Source organism: Pseudomonas sp. Z3-8 (genome assembly GCF_051131975.1).
GTDB lineage: Bacteria > Pseudomonadota > Gammaproteobacteria > Pseudomonadales > Pseudomonadaceae > Aquipseudomonas.
The window spans coordinates 2449468-2467061 of the sequence record NZ_CP071643.1; the positions used below are offsets into that span (position 1 = coordinate 2449468).

The following is a 17594-nucleotide window of genomic DNA, read 5'->3' on the forward strand; positions in this document are numbered from 1 at the left end:
CCGAAGTGGCCGTTGCGGTTCCCCTTTGCCGCAAAAGGTTGCCTGTCGCGCGGATTTCTGCGAAAACCCCGCGCCTGGATCACACAGGAATAACGCCATGAATGAAGAGCTGCAAATCATCGACCTGGAACCGGGCGACGGCAAAAGCGTAGTCAAAGGAGCGCTGATTACCACTCAATATCGCGGCACCCTCGAGGACGGCACCGAGTTCGATTCGTCCTACAGTCGTGGCAAGCCCTTTCAATGCGTGATTGGCACCGGTCGCGTGATCAGGGGCTGGGATATCGGCCTGATGGGGATGAAAGTCGGCGGCAAGCGCAAGCTGCTGGTGCCGGCCCATCTGGCCTATGGTGAGCGCTCCATGGGCGCTTACATCAAGCCCAACAGCAACCTGGTTTTTGAAATCGAGTTGCTAGAAGTGCTGACCCGCGATGATTGATGGCGCCGTGTTTAGCGGTCGCTGAATAGCGGGGTGCGTCCGTTGATCGAGGGGCGATAGCTCCAGGCCAACCGGTCCAGGCGTGGATTGTGCTCAAGGATTGTTTCCACGGTGGCCCGAGCGATGTTCATGGCCAAGTCTTGGCCAGGGCATTCATGGCGGCCGCTGCCAAAGCTGAAACTGCGGCGGTTGGCGCGAGCCAGCAGCAAGGCGTCCGGTTGCGGGTTGAGCTGCGGGTCGCGGTTGGCTGAAGCCAGCAGGACCAGTACCACATCTCCCGGTTCTAGCGCAGTGCCAACGATTTCGCAGGGCATGGCGATGAAGCGTCGAGTGTTCTGCACCGCCGGGTCGAAGCGCTGCACTTCAGCCAGCAACGCGCCGATCTGTTTGGGATCGTCCCGAACTTGTTGATGTAAAGCGGGGTCGCGAGCTAACGCCAATAGTCCATTGCCGATCAAGCCCGCCGTGGCTTCGTAGGTTTGCGAGAGCAGACCGATCAGGTTGGCGATCCGGCTGTTCGGGGCGGCGCCTTCGAAGTCCTGGCATATGAGGCTCAGCAAGGGAGTGTCCTGCGCCTCGATCCGTTCCTGGAAAAGGCTCGTCAATTGCTCGCTGGCCCGGTGCGCGGCTTCAAGCTGCTTCACCTGGCTCAGGGGTGACAGGCAGGCGACGAAGTCTGCGGTCAATTCGCTGATCAGGCGGCTCTCCGCCGGGTTGAAACCCAGCAATGCCGCCACCACGCTGGCCGGCCCGACGAACTGCGCCTGGTGCAGACCTTCGGCGCCCTCCCTGAGCAAGCGTGCCCTGACCAATGCCTCGACCTGGCGCGGATCGATGTCCTGCAACCGCGGCGCGATCGCCGCCCTCGGGCAGCGCTGCCGTTCGCCTTCGTTCATCCGCATCAGGTGTGCGAACACTTGGCCGGCGGGGCCATCGGCAATTGCCTTGGGCACCGGCTCGTCAGCAGGGCGCACATGGCAATCGGGATGATGCAGTACCGCGCACACCGCCTCGGCGCTGCTGGCGACCCAGAGTTTCAGATGCGCGTCGAAACCGAATCCTCCGTTGTCTTGCAGGCTGGCGTAGTAAGGGTAGGGATCAGCGTGAGTCGCGGCGGTGATCGGGTCCATGAAGCGCAGCCTCGTTCGTGGTGGAGAAAGTGTTGCTACTATCTCCAGTCGATGCATGGCTTGATTCGTCCGGGAGCGAAATATGAACGCAGAACACCATGACATGGGCGTGTCCCAGGTGGCCGCAGCGATTGCCGAACCGGCCCGTACCCGAATGCTCTGCGCGCTGATGGACGGCCACGCCCGCACCAGCACGGAGTTGGCGGCGATTGCCGAGGTCAGCGCTTCCACCGCGAGTGCGCACTTGGCGAAGCTCAAGGACCTCGCCTTGGTGCGTTTGCACGTCCAGGGGCGCCATCGTTACTACAGCCTCGCCGACCAGCGCGTAGCCGAGGCTCTGGAGGCGTTGATGATGATTGGCCAGGGCGCCAGGCCGACCTTCACGCCGCGCACGCCGGATCGCTTGCAGTTCGCCCGCACTTGCTACGACCACATGGCCGGTACGCTGGCGGTGCGGTTGCATGATCGCTTGCTGGAAGCCGGGTGGCTGGTGGAGGTGGAAGGGCGGGGCTATCGGCTCAGTGAATCCGGCGAAGCGCTGTTTGAAGGGCTGGGCATGGACGTTTCTACGCTGATGCTTCAACGACGCCGGTTCGCCTGCCCGTGCCTGGACTGGAGCATGCGCCGACCGCATCTGGGCGGAGCCCTGGGCGCGGCGTTGCTGCAACTGGTGATCAAGCGCAAATGGGTACGGCAGGACCTGGACAGCCGGGCCCTGACATTGACGGCCTGCGGACGCAGGGAAATGGCGGGGCGGTTCGGGGTCAATGCAGAAGTCGATGTCGTACCCACAGGCGCCATCGCGAGCAAGCTCGCTCCCACAGTGGATTTGAGGTGAGTCCAGGATTTCTGGACACCGGCAATCCCTGTGGGAGCGAGCCTGCTCGCGAAGGGGCCTGCAAATCCAACATATCTGCAAGCTTACCCACCGCTTTCGCGAGCGGGCTCGCTCCCACAGTAGATTTGAGGTGAATCCAGGATTTCTGGACACCGGCAATCCCTGTGGGAGCGAGCCTGCTCGCGAAGGGGCCTGCAGATCCAACATATCTGCAAGCTGACCCACCGCTTTCGCGAGCGGGCTCGCTCCCACAGTGGATTTGAGGTGAGTCCAGGATTTCTGGACACCGGCAATCCCTGTGGGAGCGAGCCTGCTCGCGAAGGGGCCTGCACATCCAACATATCTGCAAGCTTACCCACCGCTTTCGCGAGCAGGCTCGCTCTTACACAAGCTTTTGCTACCGAGGTGTCCGGGTCAGACTTTGACGATCCAGCCCGCGGGTGCTTCCACGTCGCCGGTCTGTACGCCGGTCAGCTCTTTGTAGAGCTTCTGGGTGATCGGGCCGACTTCGGTTTCGCTATGGAACACATGCAGCTTGTCCTTGTAGCTGATACCACCGATCGGCGTGATCACGGCTGCGGTACCGCAGGCGCCGGCTTCCTTGAACTCCGACAGCTTGTCGATGAACACGTCGCCTTCGATCACTTCCAGGCCCAGGCGCGATTTGGCCAGTTCGATCAGCGACAGGCGGGTGATGCCCGGCAATACCGAAGGGGAGTTGGGGGTGATGAATTTGTTGTCGTGGGTGATGCCGAAGAAGTTGGCCGAGCCGACTTCCTCGATTTTCGAATGGGTCAGCGGGTCCAGGTAGATGCAGTCGGCGAAACTGGCCTTCTTGGCCTGGGAGCCGGGCATCAGGCTGGCGGCATAGTTGCCACCGACCTTGGCCGCGCCGGTGCCTTGCGGGGCCGCGCGGTCGAAGCTGGAGATCAGGAAGTTGTGCGGGGTCAGGCCGCCCTTGAAATAAGCGCCGACCGGGATGCAGAAGATCGAGAAGATAAACTCGGGCGCGGTGCGCACGCCGATGTTGTCACCCACGCCGATCACGAACGGGCGCAGGTACAGCGCACCGCCGGTGCCATACGGCGGGATGAAGCGCTCGTTGGCGCGGACCACTTGCTTGCAGGCTTCGACGAACTGCTCGGTGTCGACATGTGGCATCAGCAGGCGGGCGCAGCTGCGTTGCATGCGGGCGGCGTTCTGGTCCGGGCGGAACAGGTTGATCGAACCGTCCTTGCAACGATAGGCCTTCAGGCCTTCGAAGCATTGCTGGCCGTAATGCAGAGCAGTGGAACCCTCGCTGATGTGCAGCACATTGTCGTCGGTCAGGGTGCCCGCGTCCCAGGCGCCGTCGCGCCAGTGCGACAGATAGCGCTTGTCGGTCTTGATGTAGTCAAAGCCCAGTTTGTCCCAATTGATGCTCTCGTTACCCATGACACCCTCTATTTCCTGACAACCGTCGAAACGGTTCAAGGCTTCTGACGTTTTTTAATGGGGACAACAATACTTCATTCCGGGGGTGTTTCGCAGCCCGCTCGATAAGGGGCAGACAGATAAATGATGGTGCTCTTGAAAATCGCGAGCAAGCTCGCTCCCACAGGTGATCTCGGTCGTTCATGCGAACGCAATTCCATGTGGGAGCGAGCTTGCTCGCGAAGGGGCCCTCGCTCACACCATCAATTCTCCTGAGTCACAGATGCAACGCATGCCCCAATGCCCGCAACGCCGCTTCCTGCACCGCTTCGCCCAGCGTCGGGTGGGCGTGGATGGTGCCGGCGATGTCTTCCAGCCGCGCGCCCATCTCCAGGGATTGGCCAAACGCCGTGGACAGCTCCGACACGCCGACACCGACCGCTTGCCAACCGATAATCAGATGATTGTCCCGGCGCGCCACGACCCGGACGAAACCGCTTTTCGATTCCAGAGTCATGGCCCGGCCATTGGCGGCGAACGGGAAGCTCGACACGATGCAATCGACTCCGGCGGCCTTGGCCTCGTCCGGCGTCTTGCCGACCACGACCACCTCCGGATCGGTGAAACACACTGCCGCGATGGCCATCGGGTTGAATTCCCGATGCTGGCCGGCAATCAGCTCGGCGACCATTTCGCCTTGGGCCATGGCCCGGTGGGCGAGCATCGGTTCGCCGCTCAGGTCACCGATGGCCCAGACATTGCGCATGCTGGTCTGGCACCGGTTATCGATTTTCAGCGCCGAGCCATTCATCGCCAGGTCCAGCGCTTCGAGGTTCCAACCCTGGGTGTTGGGTTTGCGTCCGACCGCCACCAGCACGCGGTCGGTCTCCAGGTTCAGCGTGTCGCCGTCGGGATCGCGCACTTGCAAGGTGCTGGCCTGGGCATCGAAGCCTTCGACGCTGTGCTTGAGGTACAGCTTCACGCCCATTTGCTTGAGCGCCTCGTGCACCGGTTGCGTCAGCTCGCCGTCGTAGGCCGGCAGGACCCGCTCCTGGGCCTCGACCACGCTCACTTCGGCGCCGAGCTTGCGATAGGCGATGCCCAGCTCCAGGCCGATGTAGCCGCCGCCGACCACCACCAGATGCTTGGGCACCGAGGTGGGGGCGAGGGCTTCGGTCGATGAGATGATCGGCCCGCCAATCGGCAGCATCGGCAGCTCGACACTTTTCGAACCGGTGGCCAGCAGCAGGTGTTCGCACTGGATGCGGGTGTCACCGACTTCAACGGTCTTGCCATCGATCACCTTGGCCCAGCCGTGAATGACCTGGACCTTATTCTTCTTCAACAACGCCGCGACGCCGGTGGTCAGGCGATCGACGATGCCATCCTTCCATTCCACACTCTTGCCGATGTCCAGGCTCGGCGCCGCCACGGTGATGCCCAAGGCCGAGCCCTGACTGTGATGGCGGGTCTGGTGGAACTGCTCGGCCACATGGATCAACGCCTTGGACGGAATGCAGCCGATGTTCAGGCAAGTCCCGCCCAACGCCTGGCCTTCCACCAGGATCGTTTCAATGCCCAGTTGGCCGGCGCGGATCGCCGCGACATAACCGCCCGGGCCGCCGCCGATGATCAGTAGTTTGGTATTCAAAGTCTGCATCGCCTACTCCACAAACAAGGTGGCGGGTTGTTCGAGCAGGCCACGCAGGGCCTGGATGAATTGCGCCGCGTCCATGCCGTCGACCACCCGGTGATCGAAGGAACTGGAGAGGTTCATCATCTTGCGGATCACGATCTGACCCTTGATCACCACGGGCCGCTCAACGATTTTGTTGACGCCGACGATCGCCACTTCAGGCAGGTTCAGCACCGGCGTGCTGACGATGCCGCCCAACGCGCCGAGGCTGGTCAGGGTGATGGTCGAACCGGACAATTCGTCGCGACTGGCCTTGCCGTTGCGGGCCGCTGTCGCCAGGCGCGAGATTTCCGCCGCGCTGTCCCACAGGCTGCGGGCCTCGGCGTGGCGCACCACCGGCACCATCAGGCCGACGTCACTCTGAGTGGCGACGCCGACATGCACGGCGCCGGAGCGGTGAATGACCTGGGCTTCATCATCGTAACGGGCGTTCATTTGCGGGAAATCCCGCAGCGCCACGACCAGGGCGCGCACGAGGAACGGCAGCAACGTCAACTTGCCGCGACCGGCGCCGTGTTTTTCATTCAGGTGAACACGCAATTCTTCCAGGGCGGTGACGTCGATTTCCTCGACGTAGCTGAAATGGGCGGCGCGCTGGGTCGCTTCCTGCATGCGCTGGGCAATCTTGCGGCGCATGCCGATCACCGGGATCTGCTGTTCGTCGTGACGTTCGGCATAACCCGAACCGCCCTTGGGCTGGGACGATGGGCCCTGGGCCAGATAAGCCTCCAGGTCTTCGTGCAGAATCCGCCCGGCGGGGCCGCTGCCCTGGACCAGGCGCAGCTGGATACCCAGGTCTAGCGCGTGTTTGCGCACGGCCGGCGAGGCTAGCGGGCGCTCGTCGGGATCGCGGGCCACCGGCGCCTGTGCCGCTTGGGCCGGGCGGGGCGCGGCGACAGGTTTTTCCGTCACAGGCTCGGGTCTGGAAGCCTGTTCAGGCTTCGCGACGGGCTCAGGCTTGGCCACCGGTGCCGCCGATTGCGCCGATTCCTTCAGGTTGCCGGCGCCTTCCACTTCAATGCGGATCAGCTCGCTGCCCACCGCCATGACCTCACCCGGCTCACCGCCCAGGGCAATGACCCGGCCATGCACCGGCGAAGGGATATCCACCATCGCCTTGTCAGTCATGACATCGGCCAACACCTGGTCCTCGACCACCATGTCGCCAACCTTGACGTGCCACACCGACAATTCAACTTCCGCGATGCCTTCGCCGATGTCCGGCATCTTGATAACGTGCGTGCCCATTCAGACCTCCATGACCCGTTTCAACGCCGCGCCCACACGGGACGGCCCAGGGAAATACGCCCACTCCTGCGCGTGCGGGTAGGGGGTGTCCCAACCAGTGACACGCTCGATGGGCGCTTCCAGGTGGTGGAAGCAGTGTTCTTGCACCAGCGACACCAGTTCGGCGCCGAAACCGCAGGTGCGGGTGGCTTCGTGGACCACCACGCAGCGGCCGGTCTTCTTCACGGATTTGACGATGGTGTCCAGGTCCAGCGGCCACAGGCTGCGCAGGTCGATGACTTCGGCGTCGATCCCGGTTTCTTCGGCTGCTACCTGGGAGACGTAGACCGTTGTGCCGTAGGTGAGCACCGTCACGTCCTTGCCCGGACGGGTGATGGCGGCGACGTCCAGCGGCACGGTGTAGTAGCCGTCGGGCACTTGCGCCTGCGGGTGTTTGGACCACGGCGTTACCGGGCGGTCATGGTGGCCGTCGAACGGGCCGTTATACAGGCGCTTGGGTTCAAGGAAGATCACCGGGTCATCGTTTTCGATGGAAGCGATCAGCAGGCCCTTGGCGTCGTAGGGGTTGGACGGCATGACTGTGCGCAGCCCGCAGACCTGGGTGAACATCGCCTCGATGCTCTGGCTGTGGGTCTGGCCGCCATAGATGCCGCCGCCGCAGGGCATGCGCAGGGTCATCGGCGCGGTGAACTCGCCGGCCGAGCGATAGCGCAGGCGCGCGGCTTCGGAAATGATCTGGTCCGACGCCGGGTAGACGTAGTCGGCGAATTGGATCTCGGCCACCGGCCGCAGCCCATAGGCGCCCATGCCCACGGCCACGCCGACGATGCCGCTTTCGGAGATCGGCGCGTCGAATACTCGCGAGGTGCCGTACTTGTTCTGCAGGCCTTCGGTGCAGCGGAACACGCCGCCGAAGTAACCGACGTCCTGGCCGAACACTACGACGTTGTCGTCGCGCTCGAGCATCACGTCCATGGCCGAGCGCAGCGCCTGGATCATGGTCATGGTGGTAGTGGTCATGGCGGTGTCCAACGCAATATTGTTGTTGTGATCGTTCATGTCAGATCCCCAACTGCTGACGCTGGCGCTTCAAGTGCTCCGGCATCTCTTTGTAGACGTCCTCGAACATGGTCGCGGCGCTCGGAATCTGCCCGCCGGCGAGGGTGCCGTACTGCTCGGCTTCTTTCTGCGCGGCGATCACCTCGGCTTCAAGCTCGGCGGTGACAGCGGCGTGTTCCTCTTCGGACCATTGGCCGATCTTCACCAGGTGCTGCTTGAGGCGCGCGATCGGGTCGCCCAACGGGAAGTGGCTCCAGTCATCGGCGGGGCGGTATTTCGAAGGATCGTCAGATGTGGAGTGCGGGCCGGCGCGGTAGGTGACCCATTCGATCAGGGCCGGACCGAGGTTGCGGCGGGCCCGTTCGGCGGCCCAGCGCGACGCGGCGTAGACGGCGATGAAATCGTTGCCATCGACCCGCAGCGAGGCGATGCCGCAGCCGACGCCGCGTCCGGCGAAAGTGGTGGCTTCACCGCCGGCAATTGCCTGGAAGGTGGAAATCGCCCACTGATTGTTGACCACGTTGAGGATCACCGGGGCGCGGTAGACGTGGGCGAAGGTGAGGGCGGTGTGGAAGTCCGATTCGGCGGTGGCGCCGTCGCCGATCCAGGCCGAGGCGATCTTGGTGTCGCCCTTGATCGCCGAGGCCATGCCCCAGCCCACGCCTTGGATGAACTGGGTGGCGAGGTTGCCGGAAATGGTGAAGAAACCGGCGTCCTTCACCGAATACATGATCGGCAACTGCCGGCCCTTGAGCGGATCGCGCTCGTTGGACAACAGTTGGCAGATCAGGTCCACCAGCGGCACGTCGCGGGCCATGAGGATGCTTTGCTGGCGGTAGGTCGGGAAGCACATGTCGTCGATGTTCAGGGCCAGGGCCTGGGCGCTGCCGATGGCTTCCTCGCCAAGGCTCTGCATGTAGAACGACATCTTTTTCTGGCGCTGGGCGACGACCATGCGGTTGTCGTAGATGCGTGTCTTGAGCATGGCGCGCATGCCCTTGCGCATGATCTCGACGGGGACGTTTTCAGCCCATTCGCCCAAGGCGTTGCCTTGGTCGTCGAGCACGCGGATCAGGCTGCGCGCCAGGTCGGCGGTGTCGGCGGGTTCGACGTCGATGGGAGGTTTGCGCACCGTGCCGGCATCCGTCAGATGCAGGTAGGAGAAGTCGGTCTTGCAGCCGGGACGGCCCGAAGGTTCGGGGACGTGCAGGCGTAGCGGTTCGTACGCTGGGTTCATGGCTTTCTACGCTCGATCTTGTGAATTTCTTGTAGTGGGCGCGCTAGCTGACGAATTTCCCTGGGTAGGTGGGAAATTGTCCTACAACAATCATAGGCTCGACGTAGGAGAATTTTTTTCTCTGTTGGCTTGCTGTTTAGATGATTTGCAGATAAAAAATCTGCACAACGATAAGAAGAAGGAAATTTTGTCTCATGCGCAAATTGGATCGCACCGACATCGGCATTCTCAACAGCCTCCAGGAAAACGCCCGCATCACCAATGCCGACCTTGCCCGTTCGGTCAACCTGTCGCCGACGCCGTGCTTCAATCGGGTCCGGGCGATGGAGGAGCTCGGAGTGATTCGCGAGCAGGTCACCCTGCTGGATGCCGACCTGCTGGGCCTGCACGTCAACGTGTTTATCCATGTCAGCCTGGAGAAACAGGTGGAAGAGGCACTGCAGCATTTCGAAGAGGCGATCTCCGACCGGCCGGAAGTGATGGAGTGCTACCTGATGGCGGGCGACCCGGATTACCTGATCCGTGTGCTGGTGCCGACCATCCAGTCGCTGGAGCGGTTCATGATGGATTTCCTGACCAAAGTCCCCGGGGTGGCAAACATCCGCTCAAGCTTCGCCCTCAAGCAGGTGCGCTACAAGACCGCGTTGCCGCTGCCAGCCAACGGGTTGACGCTGGGTACCTGAGTCACCCCAATCCCTGTGGGAGCGAGCCTGCTCGCGAAGGCGTCGGCACATTCAACATCCTGCAAGCAGACCCACCGCTTTCGTCGGATCGCCGCCCGGAGCAAGCTCGCTCCCACATTGGATATGGGGTGATCTTAGAGCTGATTGATCGGAATCTTCAGATAGGTCACGCCATTCCCCTCCGCCGGCGGCAAATGGCCTGCCCGCACATTCACCTGGATCGCCGGCAACAGCAGCGTCGGCATGCCCAGGGTCTTGTCGCGCTGGGTGCGCATGGCCACGAACGCGTTCTCGTCGATGCCGTCGCGAACATGGATGTTGTGCTGGCGCTGCTCGCCCACGGTGCTCATGCACTGGGGCTCGCGGCCCTCCGGCGGATAATCGTGGCAAACGTAGAGTCGAACGCCGGCAGGAAAGGCCAACAGCTTGCGGATCGAAGCGTAGAGCTGACGGGCATCGCCGCCAGGGAAGTCGCAGCGGGCAGTGCCCACATCAGGCATGAACAGCGTGTCACCCACCAGGATCACATCGCCATCGATCAGGTAGGCCATGTCCGCCGGGGTGTGGCCGGGAACGTGCAGCGCGGTGGCCTTGAGGTTGCCGATAAAAAAAGATTCGTCGGCCGCGAACAGGTGATCGAACTGTGAACCATCCACGGCAAATTGCGCTTCGAGATTGAACAGGGTCTTGAAGACACTCTGTACCTGATGGATGGATTCGCCGATGGCAATCTTGCCGCCCAGTTTCCCCCGCAGGTAAGGAGCGGCGGACAAGTGATCGGCATGGGCGTGGGTTTCCAGCAGCCATTGCACTGTCAACTGGTGTTCAGCCACGAAAGCGATCACCCGATCGGCCTGCTCAGTGCCGCTGCGGCCTGACGCCGGGTCGTAGTCGAGCACCGGGTCGACCACCGCACAGGACCCGCCAGCGTGTTCATAAACCACGTAGGTATAGGTCTTTGAAGCGGGGTCGAGGAAGCTTTGGATCTGCGCGGGCATGACAACGAACCTGTGCGGGAAGAACTCATGAAAGGGGCTGCTACGCGTCCCAGCGGGAGCAAGCTTCCTCGCCATATACCAATCTATGAATAGCGGGTTGCAACGCTTGGGACTTACAACATATGGTCCGCAGCTTAAGTGAGGGCCACCGCGTCCTGCAAATGCGATCACACCTGACAACAGGCGTGCGCGGCTTGAGAGATGGTTATGTTACTGGCAAGTTTTTTTGGTGTGATCATGGGCCTGATCCTTGGCCTGACAGGGGCGGGCGGCGGAATTCTGGCCGTGCCGGCGTTGGTGTTGGGCCTGGGTTGGAGCATGACCCAGGCGGCGCCGGTGGCGTTGTTTGCAGTGGGCAGCGCCGCAGCTGTCGGCGCCATCGATGGGTTGCGCCATGGGCTGGTGCGTTACCGCGCGGCCTTGCTCATCGCGCTGCTGGGCGCGGTGTTCTCGCCGGTGGGTGTCTATTTCGCCCACCAGCTTTCAGAAAAAATCCTGATGATTCTGTTCAGCCTGCTGATGGTGCTGGTGGCGGCGCGCATGCTGCGCCGGGAAACCCCGCAGCCGGGACCCAGCGACCACGGCGCGGCCAGTTGGGGCCAGAAGAACTGCATGCTGGATCAGCAGACCGGGCGCCTGGCCTGGACCGCCCGCTGCACCGCCACGCTGTCGGCGTTGGGCGCAGTCACGGGCATGGTTTCGGGCCTGCTGGGGGTGGGTGGCGGTTTCCTGATAGTCCCGGCGTTCAAGCAACTGACCGACGTGCAGATGCGCGGCATTGTCGCCACCTCCTTGATGGTCATCAGCCTGATTTCGTTGATCGGCGTGGTGGGCGCGTTTCATGCCGGGGTCAGCATCGACCGGGTAGGGGCGGCGTTCATTGCGGCGAGCATCGTCGGAATGACTTTGGGGCGACGATTCTCCGCGAAGCTTCCGGCGCGCGGGTTGCAGGTGGGGTTTGCCGGGGTGTGTCTGGCGGTGGCGGGGTTCATGTTGTTGCGGGCTTAGCGCAGGAGAAGGCTTTTGTGGCGAGGGAGCTTGCTCCCGCTGGCCTGCGAAGCAGGCCCATCCATTATCAAGCCTGGCGTCTGCTTCGCAGCCGAGCGGGAGCAAGCTCCCTCGCCACGGGGATTGGCGCGCCTATAGTTCTCGGCATTGCATCGAAAACCCCAACGCCACCGACTGCCCTTGCTCCAGCAAGCGCAACCCCGGCCGTCCTGGCAGATGATGAGCGTTGACCGGATGGCTGACCGGTTCGATGCAGAAGAAATCCAGACCGACGGGGCAGTACAACAGGAAATATTCGCTGCCGCTGGCGCGACATTCCAGTTCGTAGCCCAAGTCAGGTTGCTGGATCAGACACTGCCCATCCCAACCGCCGAAACCGTTATCGACGAGAGTGTCGGGCAGTAGTCGAGGTTGCTGGAAATCCCACGCTGGGGGTACGCCCGTCAGTTCCGTTGGCAGTTTCGAGGCGTCGCACATCCAGACTTCGCTGGCACGAGTTTGCAGGCGAGTGCCGGCGGTGCGTGGCAAATATGGATGCAAGCCCAACCCGTGCCAGGCCGCCTGTTCGGCCATGTGGGTCACGTGCAGCGCTATCTGCAATTGGCCGCCACCGAGGCGGATGCGCAGGCTGGCGCAATAGGCGAACGGGTGCAGGCTGTCCAGTTGCAGCAAGGCTTCCTGGCCAGTTTGTTCGGTGACTTGCCAGGGCTGCTGCCAGGCACTGCCATGGATCGGAAAGGGGTCGTTGGGGCTATTGGCTTCCAGGGCGAGCCAGCCGCCCGGGCAGTCGAAACCGCCTTGGGCGATCCGGTTCGACCAGGGGATCAACGGGAAGCAGCCGAGTTTTCCCGGCAGGCGGTTTTCCAGTGCTTGCGGTGCGGGCGGGCGCAGCAACGGCGCACCGGTGCTGCGCAATGTCCATTCAACCAGACTGGCGCCAAGGTGCGGGGCCAGGGTGAGGCGGGTGAGTTCGTCTTCGAGATGAAGGAGAGGTGGTGTCATGGCGGCGTCTTTTTTGTAAGGGCTGAAAGCTTTTGTGGCGAGGGAGCTTGCTCCCGCTCGGCTGCGAAGCAGACGCCCCGATTGACACCGCAGGGGCCTGCTGCGCAGTCCAGCGGGAGCAAGCTCCCTCGCCACAAGAGGGCTTGCTCACTGTTGGGGTTACAACACCAGATTCGGCAGCCACAGCGAAATGGCAGGAACGTAGGTCACCAACAGCAGGACCAGGAACAGCATGGCGTAGAACGGCAGCAGCGCCTTCACGGTACTTTCGATGCTGACCTTGCCGATGGCGGAACCGACGAACAACACCGCGCCCACCGGTGGCGTGATCAGGCCGATACCGAGGTTCACCAGCATGATCATGCCGAACTGCACCGGGTCCACGCCGATGCCGACGATCACTGGCATCAGGATCGGCGTCAGGATCAGGATCAGCGGCGCCATGTCCATCACGGTGCCCAGCAGCAGCAACATCACGTTGATGCACATCAGGATCACGTAGCGGTTGTCCGACAGTGTCAGGAACGCGGTGGTGATCTTCGCCGGAATCTCCATCAACGTCATGATGTAGCCGAAGCTGGCGGCGAAGCCGATCAGGATCATCACGATGGAGATGGTGCGTACCGTACGGTGCATCAGTTTTGGCAACTCGCTCCACTTGTAGTCGCGATAGATGCACATGGTGACGAAGAATGCCCACACCACGGCAATCGCGGCCGATTCGGTGGCGGTGAACACACCCGAGAGAATGCCGCCAAGGATGATGAACAGGGTCATCATGCCCCACATGGCTTCCTTGCAGATCTTCAACGCTTGCTTGAGCGGAATCACTTCGCCCTTGGGGTAATTGCGCTTTTTCGCAAAGACCAGGCACAGCGCCATCAGGCACAGGTTCATCATGATGCCGGGGACGATGCCGGCCATGAACAGCGAACCAATGGAGACGGTGCCGCCAGCGGCGAGCGAGTACAGCACCGCGTTGTGGCTGGGCGGCGTCAGCAGCGCTTGTACCGAACCACTGACGGTGACGGCGGTGGCGTATTCACGCGGATAGCCCCGGCGTGTCATTTCCGGGATCAGCACCGAGCCGACCGAGGCGGTATCGGCCACTGAGGAGCCGGAGATCGCGCCAAAAAAACTCGAGGCCACGAGGTTGACCAAAGACAGGCCACCGCGCACGAAGCCTACCAACACACTGGCGAATGCCACCAAGCGGCGGGACATGCCGCCCTCGGCCATGATCGCGCCGGCCAGGACGAAGAACGGAATGGCCAGCAGCGAGAACTTATTCACCCCGCCCGTTACCTGAATCATCATGGCCTGGAACGGAATATCGATCCACCATGCCCCGATCAGGGCGGCAGCGCCCAGCGCGTAGGCGACCGGCATGCCGATCAGGATCAACAGCAAAAAACTGCCCAGCAGAATCAGAGCGTCCATTAAACGGCACCTTCGTTTTCTTCAACCAGGTCGAACTGCACGACCCGACGCTTGCTTTGATCACCCAGCAAGAGTTTTTCCAGGACAAAAATAAGGGTCAGGAACCCACCGATCGGGATCGGCATGTAAGTGATGCCAACGCGCAGGGTAGGGATGGCGCTCATGAACTGGTTCCAGGTGGTCATGCACAGCTTGGCGCCCCAGACAGTCATGAAAATGCATACCGCCGCCATCAACAGCTGGGTGAACACCGAAGCCAGGGTTTGCAAGTGCGGGGGCATGCGGCTGGTGACCATGTCCACGGCCATGTGCGAGCCGGAGCGGTAGCTGGCAGCAGCACCAATGAAGGTAAATACGATCATCAGCAAGATCGCGGTGGGCTCCGGCCAGCTTGAGCCGGTGCCGAGGACGTAGCGGGCGAACACGCCCCAAGGGATCATCAGCGCAACGGCGAGGACAGACAGGCCGGCGACCCAGATGCAAGTCATGTAAATCGTGTCGTTGATACGCAGCAGCAAATTCTTCATCGGGTTCCACCGTAACTGGGCGCGCCTTTTAACCGCAGGCGCGCCCAGCCGTTTCATGAATACAGATTGAGAGGCCTTACTGGACAGCTTCGATGCGCTTGATCAGGTCGGCATACGGAGCACCGTACTTGGCCCGGACCGGCGCGGTGGCGTCGTAGAAAGGTTTCTTGTCGACGGTGATGAACTCGACGCCGGCGGCCTTGAGTTTTTCTTCACTGGCGGCGGACTTCTTGTCCCACAGCACGCGCTCTTCAGCCTGGGCAGCCTTGGCCGCTTTTTTCACCATGTCCTGCTGCTCTGGGGTGAGCTTGTTCCAGGTGATTTTCGACATCACGATCGGCTCAGGCAGGATCAGGTGACCGGTCAGGCTGTAGAACTTGGCGTTCTGGTAGTGGTTGTGCTCGAGCATGGTCGGCGGGTTGTTTTCCGCGCCGTCGATCACGCCAGTCTGCAAGGCGCTGAAGATCTCGCCAGTGTCCATCGCGATGCCGTTGCCGCCCATGGCGTTCATCATCTCAATGAACATCGGGTTGCCTTGGACGCGGATTTTCATGCCCTTGAGGTCTTCGGGCGTGCGCACCGGCTTCTTGGTGTAGAGGTTGCGGGTGCCGCCGTCCATCCATGCCAGGGCCACCAGGCCGAATTCGGAGTTGGTGATCCGGTCGAGGATCGCATCGCCGACCTCACCGTCGATGACGGCGCGCATGTGCGCCTGGTCGCGGAAGATGAATGGCATGTTGAACACGTTCACGTCCGGCACCACAGGGCCGACGATGCCCAGGCTGACGCGGGACATCTGGATCGCGCCGGCTTGCATCTGCTCGATGACTTCCTTTTCGGAGCCGAGTACGCCGCCAGGGAAGTACTTGAACTTCAGTTCGCCGTTGCTCTCCTTTTCCAGGGTTTTACCCATGGATTCCTCGGCTACCACGGTCGGGTAGCCCTTGGGGTGGATGTCGGCGATCTTGATATCGAGTGCGTGTGCCGCCTGCGCCAGGAAGGCCAGGGGCAGGGCCGCGATCAGAAGCGTGCGTTTGAAATTCATGGTCAATCTCCAGTGTTGTTGTTTTTATGTCTATCGATGTGAAGCGGCAAAGCAGATCAGTTCGCGGAGTGTTTCCGTCCTCCGAAAGCAGGTTCAGCCAGGCCCTTGACGCCGGGATTGAGGGCGAACACGCCGCCGGCCAGGGATTGCGGATCATTGTCGTCACCCGGACGGATCGAGGTGACGAAGAGGGTATCGAGCTGGCTGCCGCCGAAGGCGCACATGGTCGGTTTTTTCACCGGCACTTCCAGCGAACGGTCGAGGCGTCCGTCCGGGGTGAAGCGGTGAATCAGCCCGGCGTCATTGGCGCAGATCCAGTAGCAACCGTCGGCATCCACCGCCGCGCCATCCGGGCGACCGGCCAGGGGCATCATGTCGACGAACAGCCGCCGGTTGGACGGGGTGCCGCTGTCGATGTCGTAGTCGAAGGCCCAGATCTGCTGGATCAACGGGTGCGAATCGGAGAGGTACATCGTCCGTCCGTCAGGGCTGAAGCCTAGGCCGTTGGGTACGATGAAACCGCTGAGCTGTGGCTCGACCGGGCTGCTTTGCCCGGCGTCAAATCGGTACATCCGGCCTTCGTCGGCGTTGGCGCCCATGTTCAGCACCATGCTGCCGGCCCAGAAACGGCCCTGGCGATCACAGCGGCCATCGTTGAGGCGCATGTCGGTACGGCTGTGCTCGACGCTGGCGCACAGCTCGCTGTCCAGGCTGCCATCGTCATTGGGCTGCAGACGGAAGAAACCGCTTTCCATGCCCGCGACCCAGCCGCCGTCCTGGTGACGGGCAATACAGGCGAGCATTTCCGGTGCTTCCCAGCCCTGGATTTTTCCAGTGCTGGCGTTCCAGCGTTGCAGGCCCCCGCTGGGGATGTTCACCCAATAGAGGGCATTTTCCTCGGGGACCCACACGGGGCTTTCCCCGACGGCATTGCGTGCGTCGACAATCAATTCGGCTTGCATGGCGATTCCTTGGTTCGTGTGTATCCCATGAAACAGGCGAATCAGTTGTCGAACGGGCCGGCAGCAACAAAGGCGCCGCCCTGGTAGATCCTGGCCGGGTCATCCTCGGTCGGCATCGGCTGGGCTTCGACTTTGGCGCGGAAGATTTCCGACGTGTCCTTGGGCTGGTAGCCCAGGTGCGCGGCATGGCTGTTGTCCCACCAGACGTCGCGGTTGGCGGACATGCCGTAGACCACGGTGTGGCCGACCTTCGGGGTGTAGAGCGAGCATTCGATCAGTTGGGTGAGGTCGTCGAAGCTCAGCCAGGTGCTCATCATCCGGCGGTTCTGTGGTTCCGGGAATGACGAGCCGATGCGGATGCTCACGGTCTCGATGCCGTAGCGATCGAAGTAGAAACTGGCCATGTCTTCGCCGTAGGACTTGGACAAGCCGTAGTAGCCATCCGGACGGCGAGGGGAGAGGGCGTCAAGGGTCTGGTCCTGCTTGTAGAAGCCGATGACGTGGTTGGAACTGGCGAAGATCACGCGCTTGACGCCGTGCTTGCGCGCCGCTTCATAAATATGGAACACGCCGCTGATGTTGGCGCCGAGGATCTCTTCGAACGGACGCTCGACCGACACACCGCCAAAATGCAGGATGGCGTCGACGCCTTCCACCAATTGGTGCACGGCCTGTTTATCCGACAGGTCGCAGGGCACCACTTCTTCGCTTTCGTCGATGGCCGGTGCCATGTTGGCGATGTCCGACAGGCGAATATGGCGAGCGTAAGGCTTGAGGCGTTCGCGCAAGACTTTGCCAAGGCCGCCGGCGGCGCCGGTCAACAGCAAGCGATTGAAAGGGTGGCGAATCTGTGTGGTGGTCATGGCATT

17 protein-coding genes are annotated in these 17594 nt (G+C 62.1%); 4 read left to right on the forward strand and 13 right to left on the reverse strand.

All coding sequences use genetic code 11. The annotated features are described in order from the left end of the window. The first annotated feature begins 97 nt into the window (after window positions 1-97). A complete protein-coding gene (locus J3P94_RS11435) occupies window positions 98-439 on the forward strand; it encodes an FKBP-type peptidyl-prolyl cis-trans isomerase (RefSeq protein ID WP_434573432.1) in 342 nt (113 codons plus the stop codon). Window positions 440-450: 11 nt separating this feature from the next. Here J3P94_RS11435 and J3P94_RS11440 read toward each other — a convergent pair whose 3' ends face one another. Continuing rightward, on the reverse strand, window positions 451-1569 hold the full coding sequence (locus J3P94_RS11440; RefSeq protein ID WP_434573434.1) for a cytochrome P450: 1119 nt from the start codon (window positions 1567-1569) through the stop codon (window positions 451-453). An 82-nt stretch (window positions 1570-1651) separates the two neighbouring features. Between J3P94_RS11440 and J3P94_RS11445 the strand changes: the two genes are divergently transcribed. Next, complete coding sequence (locus J3P94_RS11445; protein ID WP_434573436.1) at window positions 1652-2407, forward strand: ArsR/SmtB family transcription factor; 756 nt, start codon at window positions 1652-1654, stop codon at window positions 2405-2407. A 414-nt stretch (window positions 2408-2821) separates the two neighbouring features. Here J3P94_RS11445 and J3P94_RS11450 read toward each other — a convergent pair whose 3' ends face one another. The 5 genes from J3P94_RS11450 to J3P94_RS11470 form a co-directional block, all read right to left on the reverse strand. Next, window positions 2822-3841: a branched-chain amino acid aminotransferase gene (locus J3P94_RS11450; protein ID WP_305500317.1), complete on the reverse strand. Its 1020-nt coding sequence runs from the start codon at window positions 3839-3841 to the stop codon at window positions 2822-2824. A gap of 256 nt (window positions 3842-4097) precedes the next feature. Then, window positions 4098-5480, reverse strand: a complete 1383-nt coding sequence (gene lpdA, locus J3P94_RS11455) for a dihydrolipoyl dehydrogenase (RefSeq protein WP_434573439.1) — start codon at window positions 5478-5480, stop codon at window positions 4098-4100. A 3-nt stretch (window positions 5481-5483) separates the two neighbouring features. Beyond that, a complete protein-coding gene (locus J3P94_RS11460; RefSeq protein ID WP_434573441.1) occupies window positions 5484-6764 on the reverse strand; it encodes a dihydrolipoamide acetyltransferase family protein in 1281 nt (426 codons plus the stop codon). Beyond that, a complete protein-coding gene (locus J3P94_RS11465; RefSeq protein WP_305500321.1) occupies window positions 6765-7823 on the reverse strand; it encodes an alpha-ketoacid dehydrogenase subunit beta in 1059 nt (352 codons plus the stop codon). Between the two features lies 1 nt (window position 7824). Beyond that, window positions 7825-9060, reverse strand: coding sequence for a 3-methyl-2-oxobutanoate dehydrogenase (2-methylpropanoyl-transferring) subunit alpha (locus J3P94_RS11470; protein ID WP_434573443.1), 1236 nt, complete (start codon window positions 9058-9060; stop codon window positions 7825-7827). 194 nt (window positions 9061-9254) lie between these two features. On the opposite strand from J3P94_RS11470, the gene bkdR reads away from it, so the two are divergent. After that, window positions 9255-9743, forward strand: coding sequence for a Bkd operon transcriptional regulator BkdR (bkdR, locus tag J3P94_RS11475; RefSeq protein WP_003202929.1), 489 nt, complete (start codon window positions 9255-9257; stop codon window positions 9741-9743). A 134-nt stretch (window positions 9744-9877) separates the two neighbouring features. Here the strand turns inward: bkdR and J3P94_RS11480 are convergent, their stop codons facing one another. Further along, window positions 9878-10741: an MBL fold metallo-hydrolase gene (locus J3P94_RS11480; protein WP_434573445.1), complete on the reverse strand. Its 864-nt coding sequence runs from the start codon at window positions 10739-10741 to the stop codon at window positions 9878-9880. Window positions 10742-10948: 207 nt separating this feature from the next. On the opposite strand from J3P94_RS11480, the gene J3P94_RS11485 reads away from it, so the two are divergent. Further along, on the forward strand, window positions 10949-11749 hold the full coding sequence (locus J3P94_RS11485; protein ID WP_434573447.1) for a sulfite exporter TauE/SafE family protein: 801 nt from the start codon (window positions 10949-10951) through the stop codon (window positions 11747-11749). 132 nt (window positions 11750-11881) lie between these two features. Here J3P94_RS11485 and J3P94_RS11490 read toward each other — a convergent pair whose 3' ends face one another. The 6 genes from J3P94_RS11490 to J3P94_RS11515 all read right to left on the reverse strand — a co-directional run bounded on the left by J3P94_RS11490 (window position 11882) and on the right by J3P94_RS11515 (window position 17588). After that, complete coding sequence (locus tag J3P94_RS11490) at window positions 11882-12751, reverse strand: aldose 1-epimerase (RefSeq protein ID WP_434573449.1); 870 nt, start codon at window positions 12749-12751, stop codon at window positions 11882-11884. 159 nt (window positions 12752-12910) lie between these two features. Then, the gene (locus tag J3P94_RS11495; protein WP_434573451.1) at window positions 12911-14191 is read right to left on the reverse strand and encodes a TRAP transporter large permease; all 1281 of its coding nucleotides are present in this window, start codon (window positions 14189-14191) and stop codon (window positions 12911-12913) included. Further along, a complete protein-coding gene (locus tag J3P94_RS11500) occupies window positions 14191-14718 on the reverse strand; it encodes a TRAP transporter small permease (protein ID WP_434573453.1) in 528 nt (175 codons plus the stop codon). Before J3P94_RS11500 ends, J3P94_RS11495 begins: the two co-directional genes overlap by 1 nt. Window positions 14719-14794: 76 nt before the next feature. Continuing rightward, window positions 14795-15763 (reverse strand): TRAP transporter substrate-binding protein, encoded by a 969-nt coding sequence (locus tag J3P94_RS11505; RefSeq protein ID WP_434573455.1) that lies wholly within the window; start codon window positions 15761-15763, stop codon window positions 14795-14797. Between the two features lie 56 nt (window positions 15764-15819). Then, window positions 15820-16725, reverse strand: coding sequence for an SMP-30/gluconolactonase/LRE family protein (locus J3P94_RS11510; protein ID WP_434573457.1), 906 nt, complete (start codon window positions 16723-16725; stop codon window positions 15820-15822). A gap of 41 nt (window positions 16726-16766) precedes the next feature. Beyond that, a complete protein-coding gene (locus tag J3P94_RS11515) occupies window positions 16767-17588 on the reverse strand; it encodes an NAD-dependent epimerase/dehydratase family protein (RefSeq protein ID WP_434573459.1) in 822 nt (273 codons plus the stop codon). Between the last annotated feature and the right edge of the window lie 6 nt (window positions 17589-17594).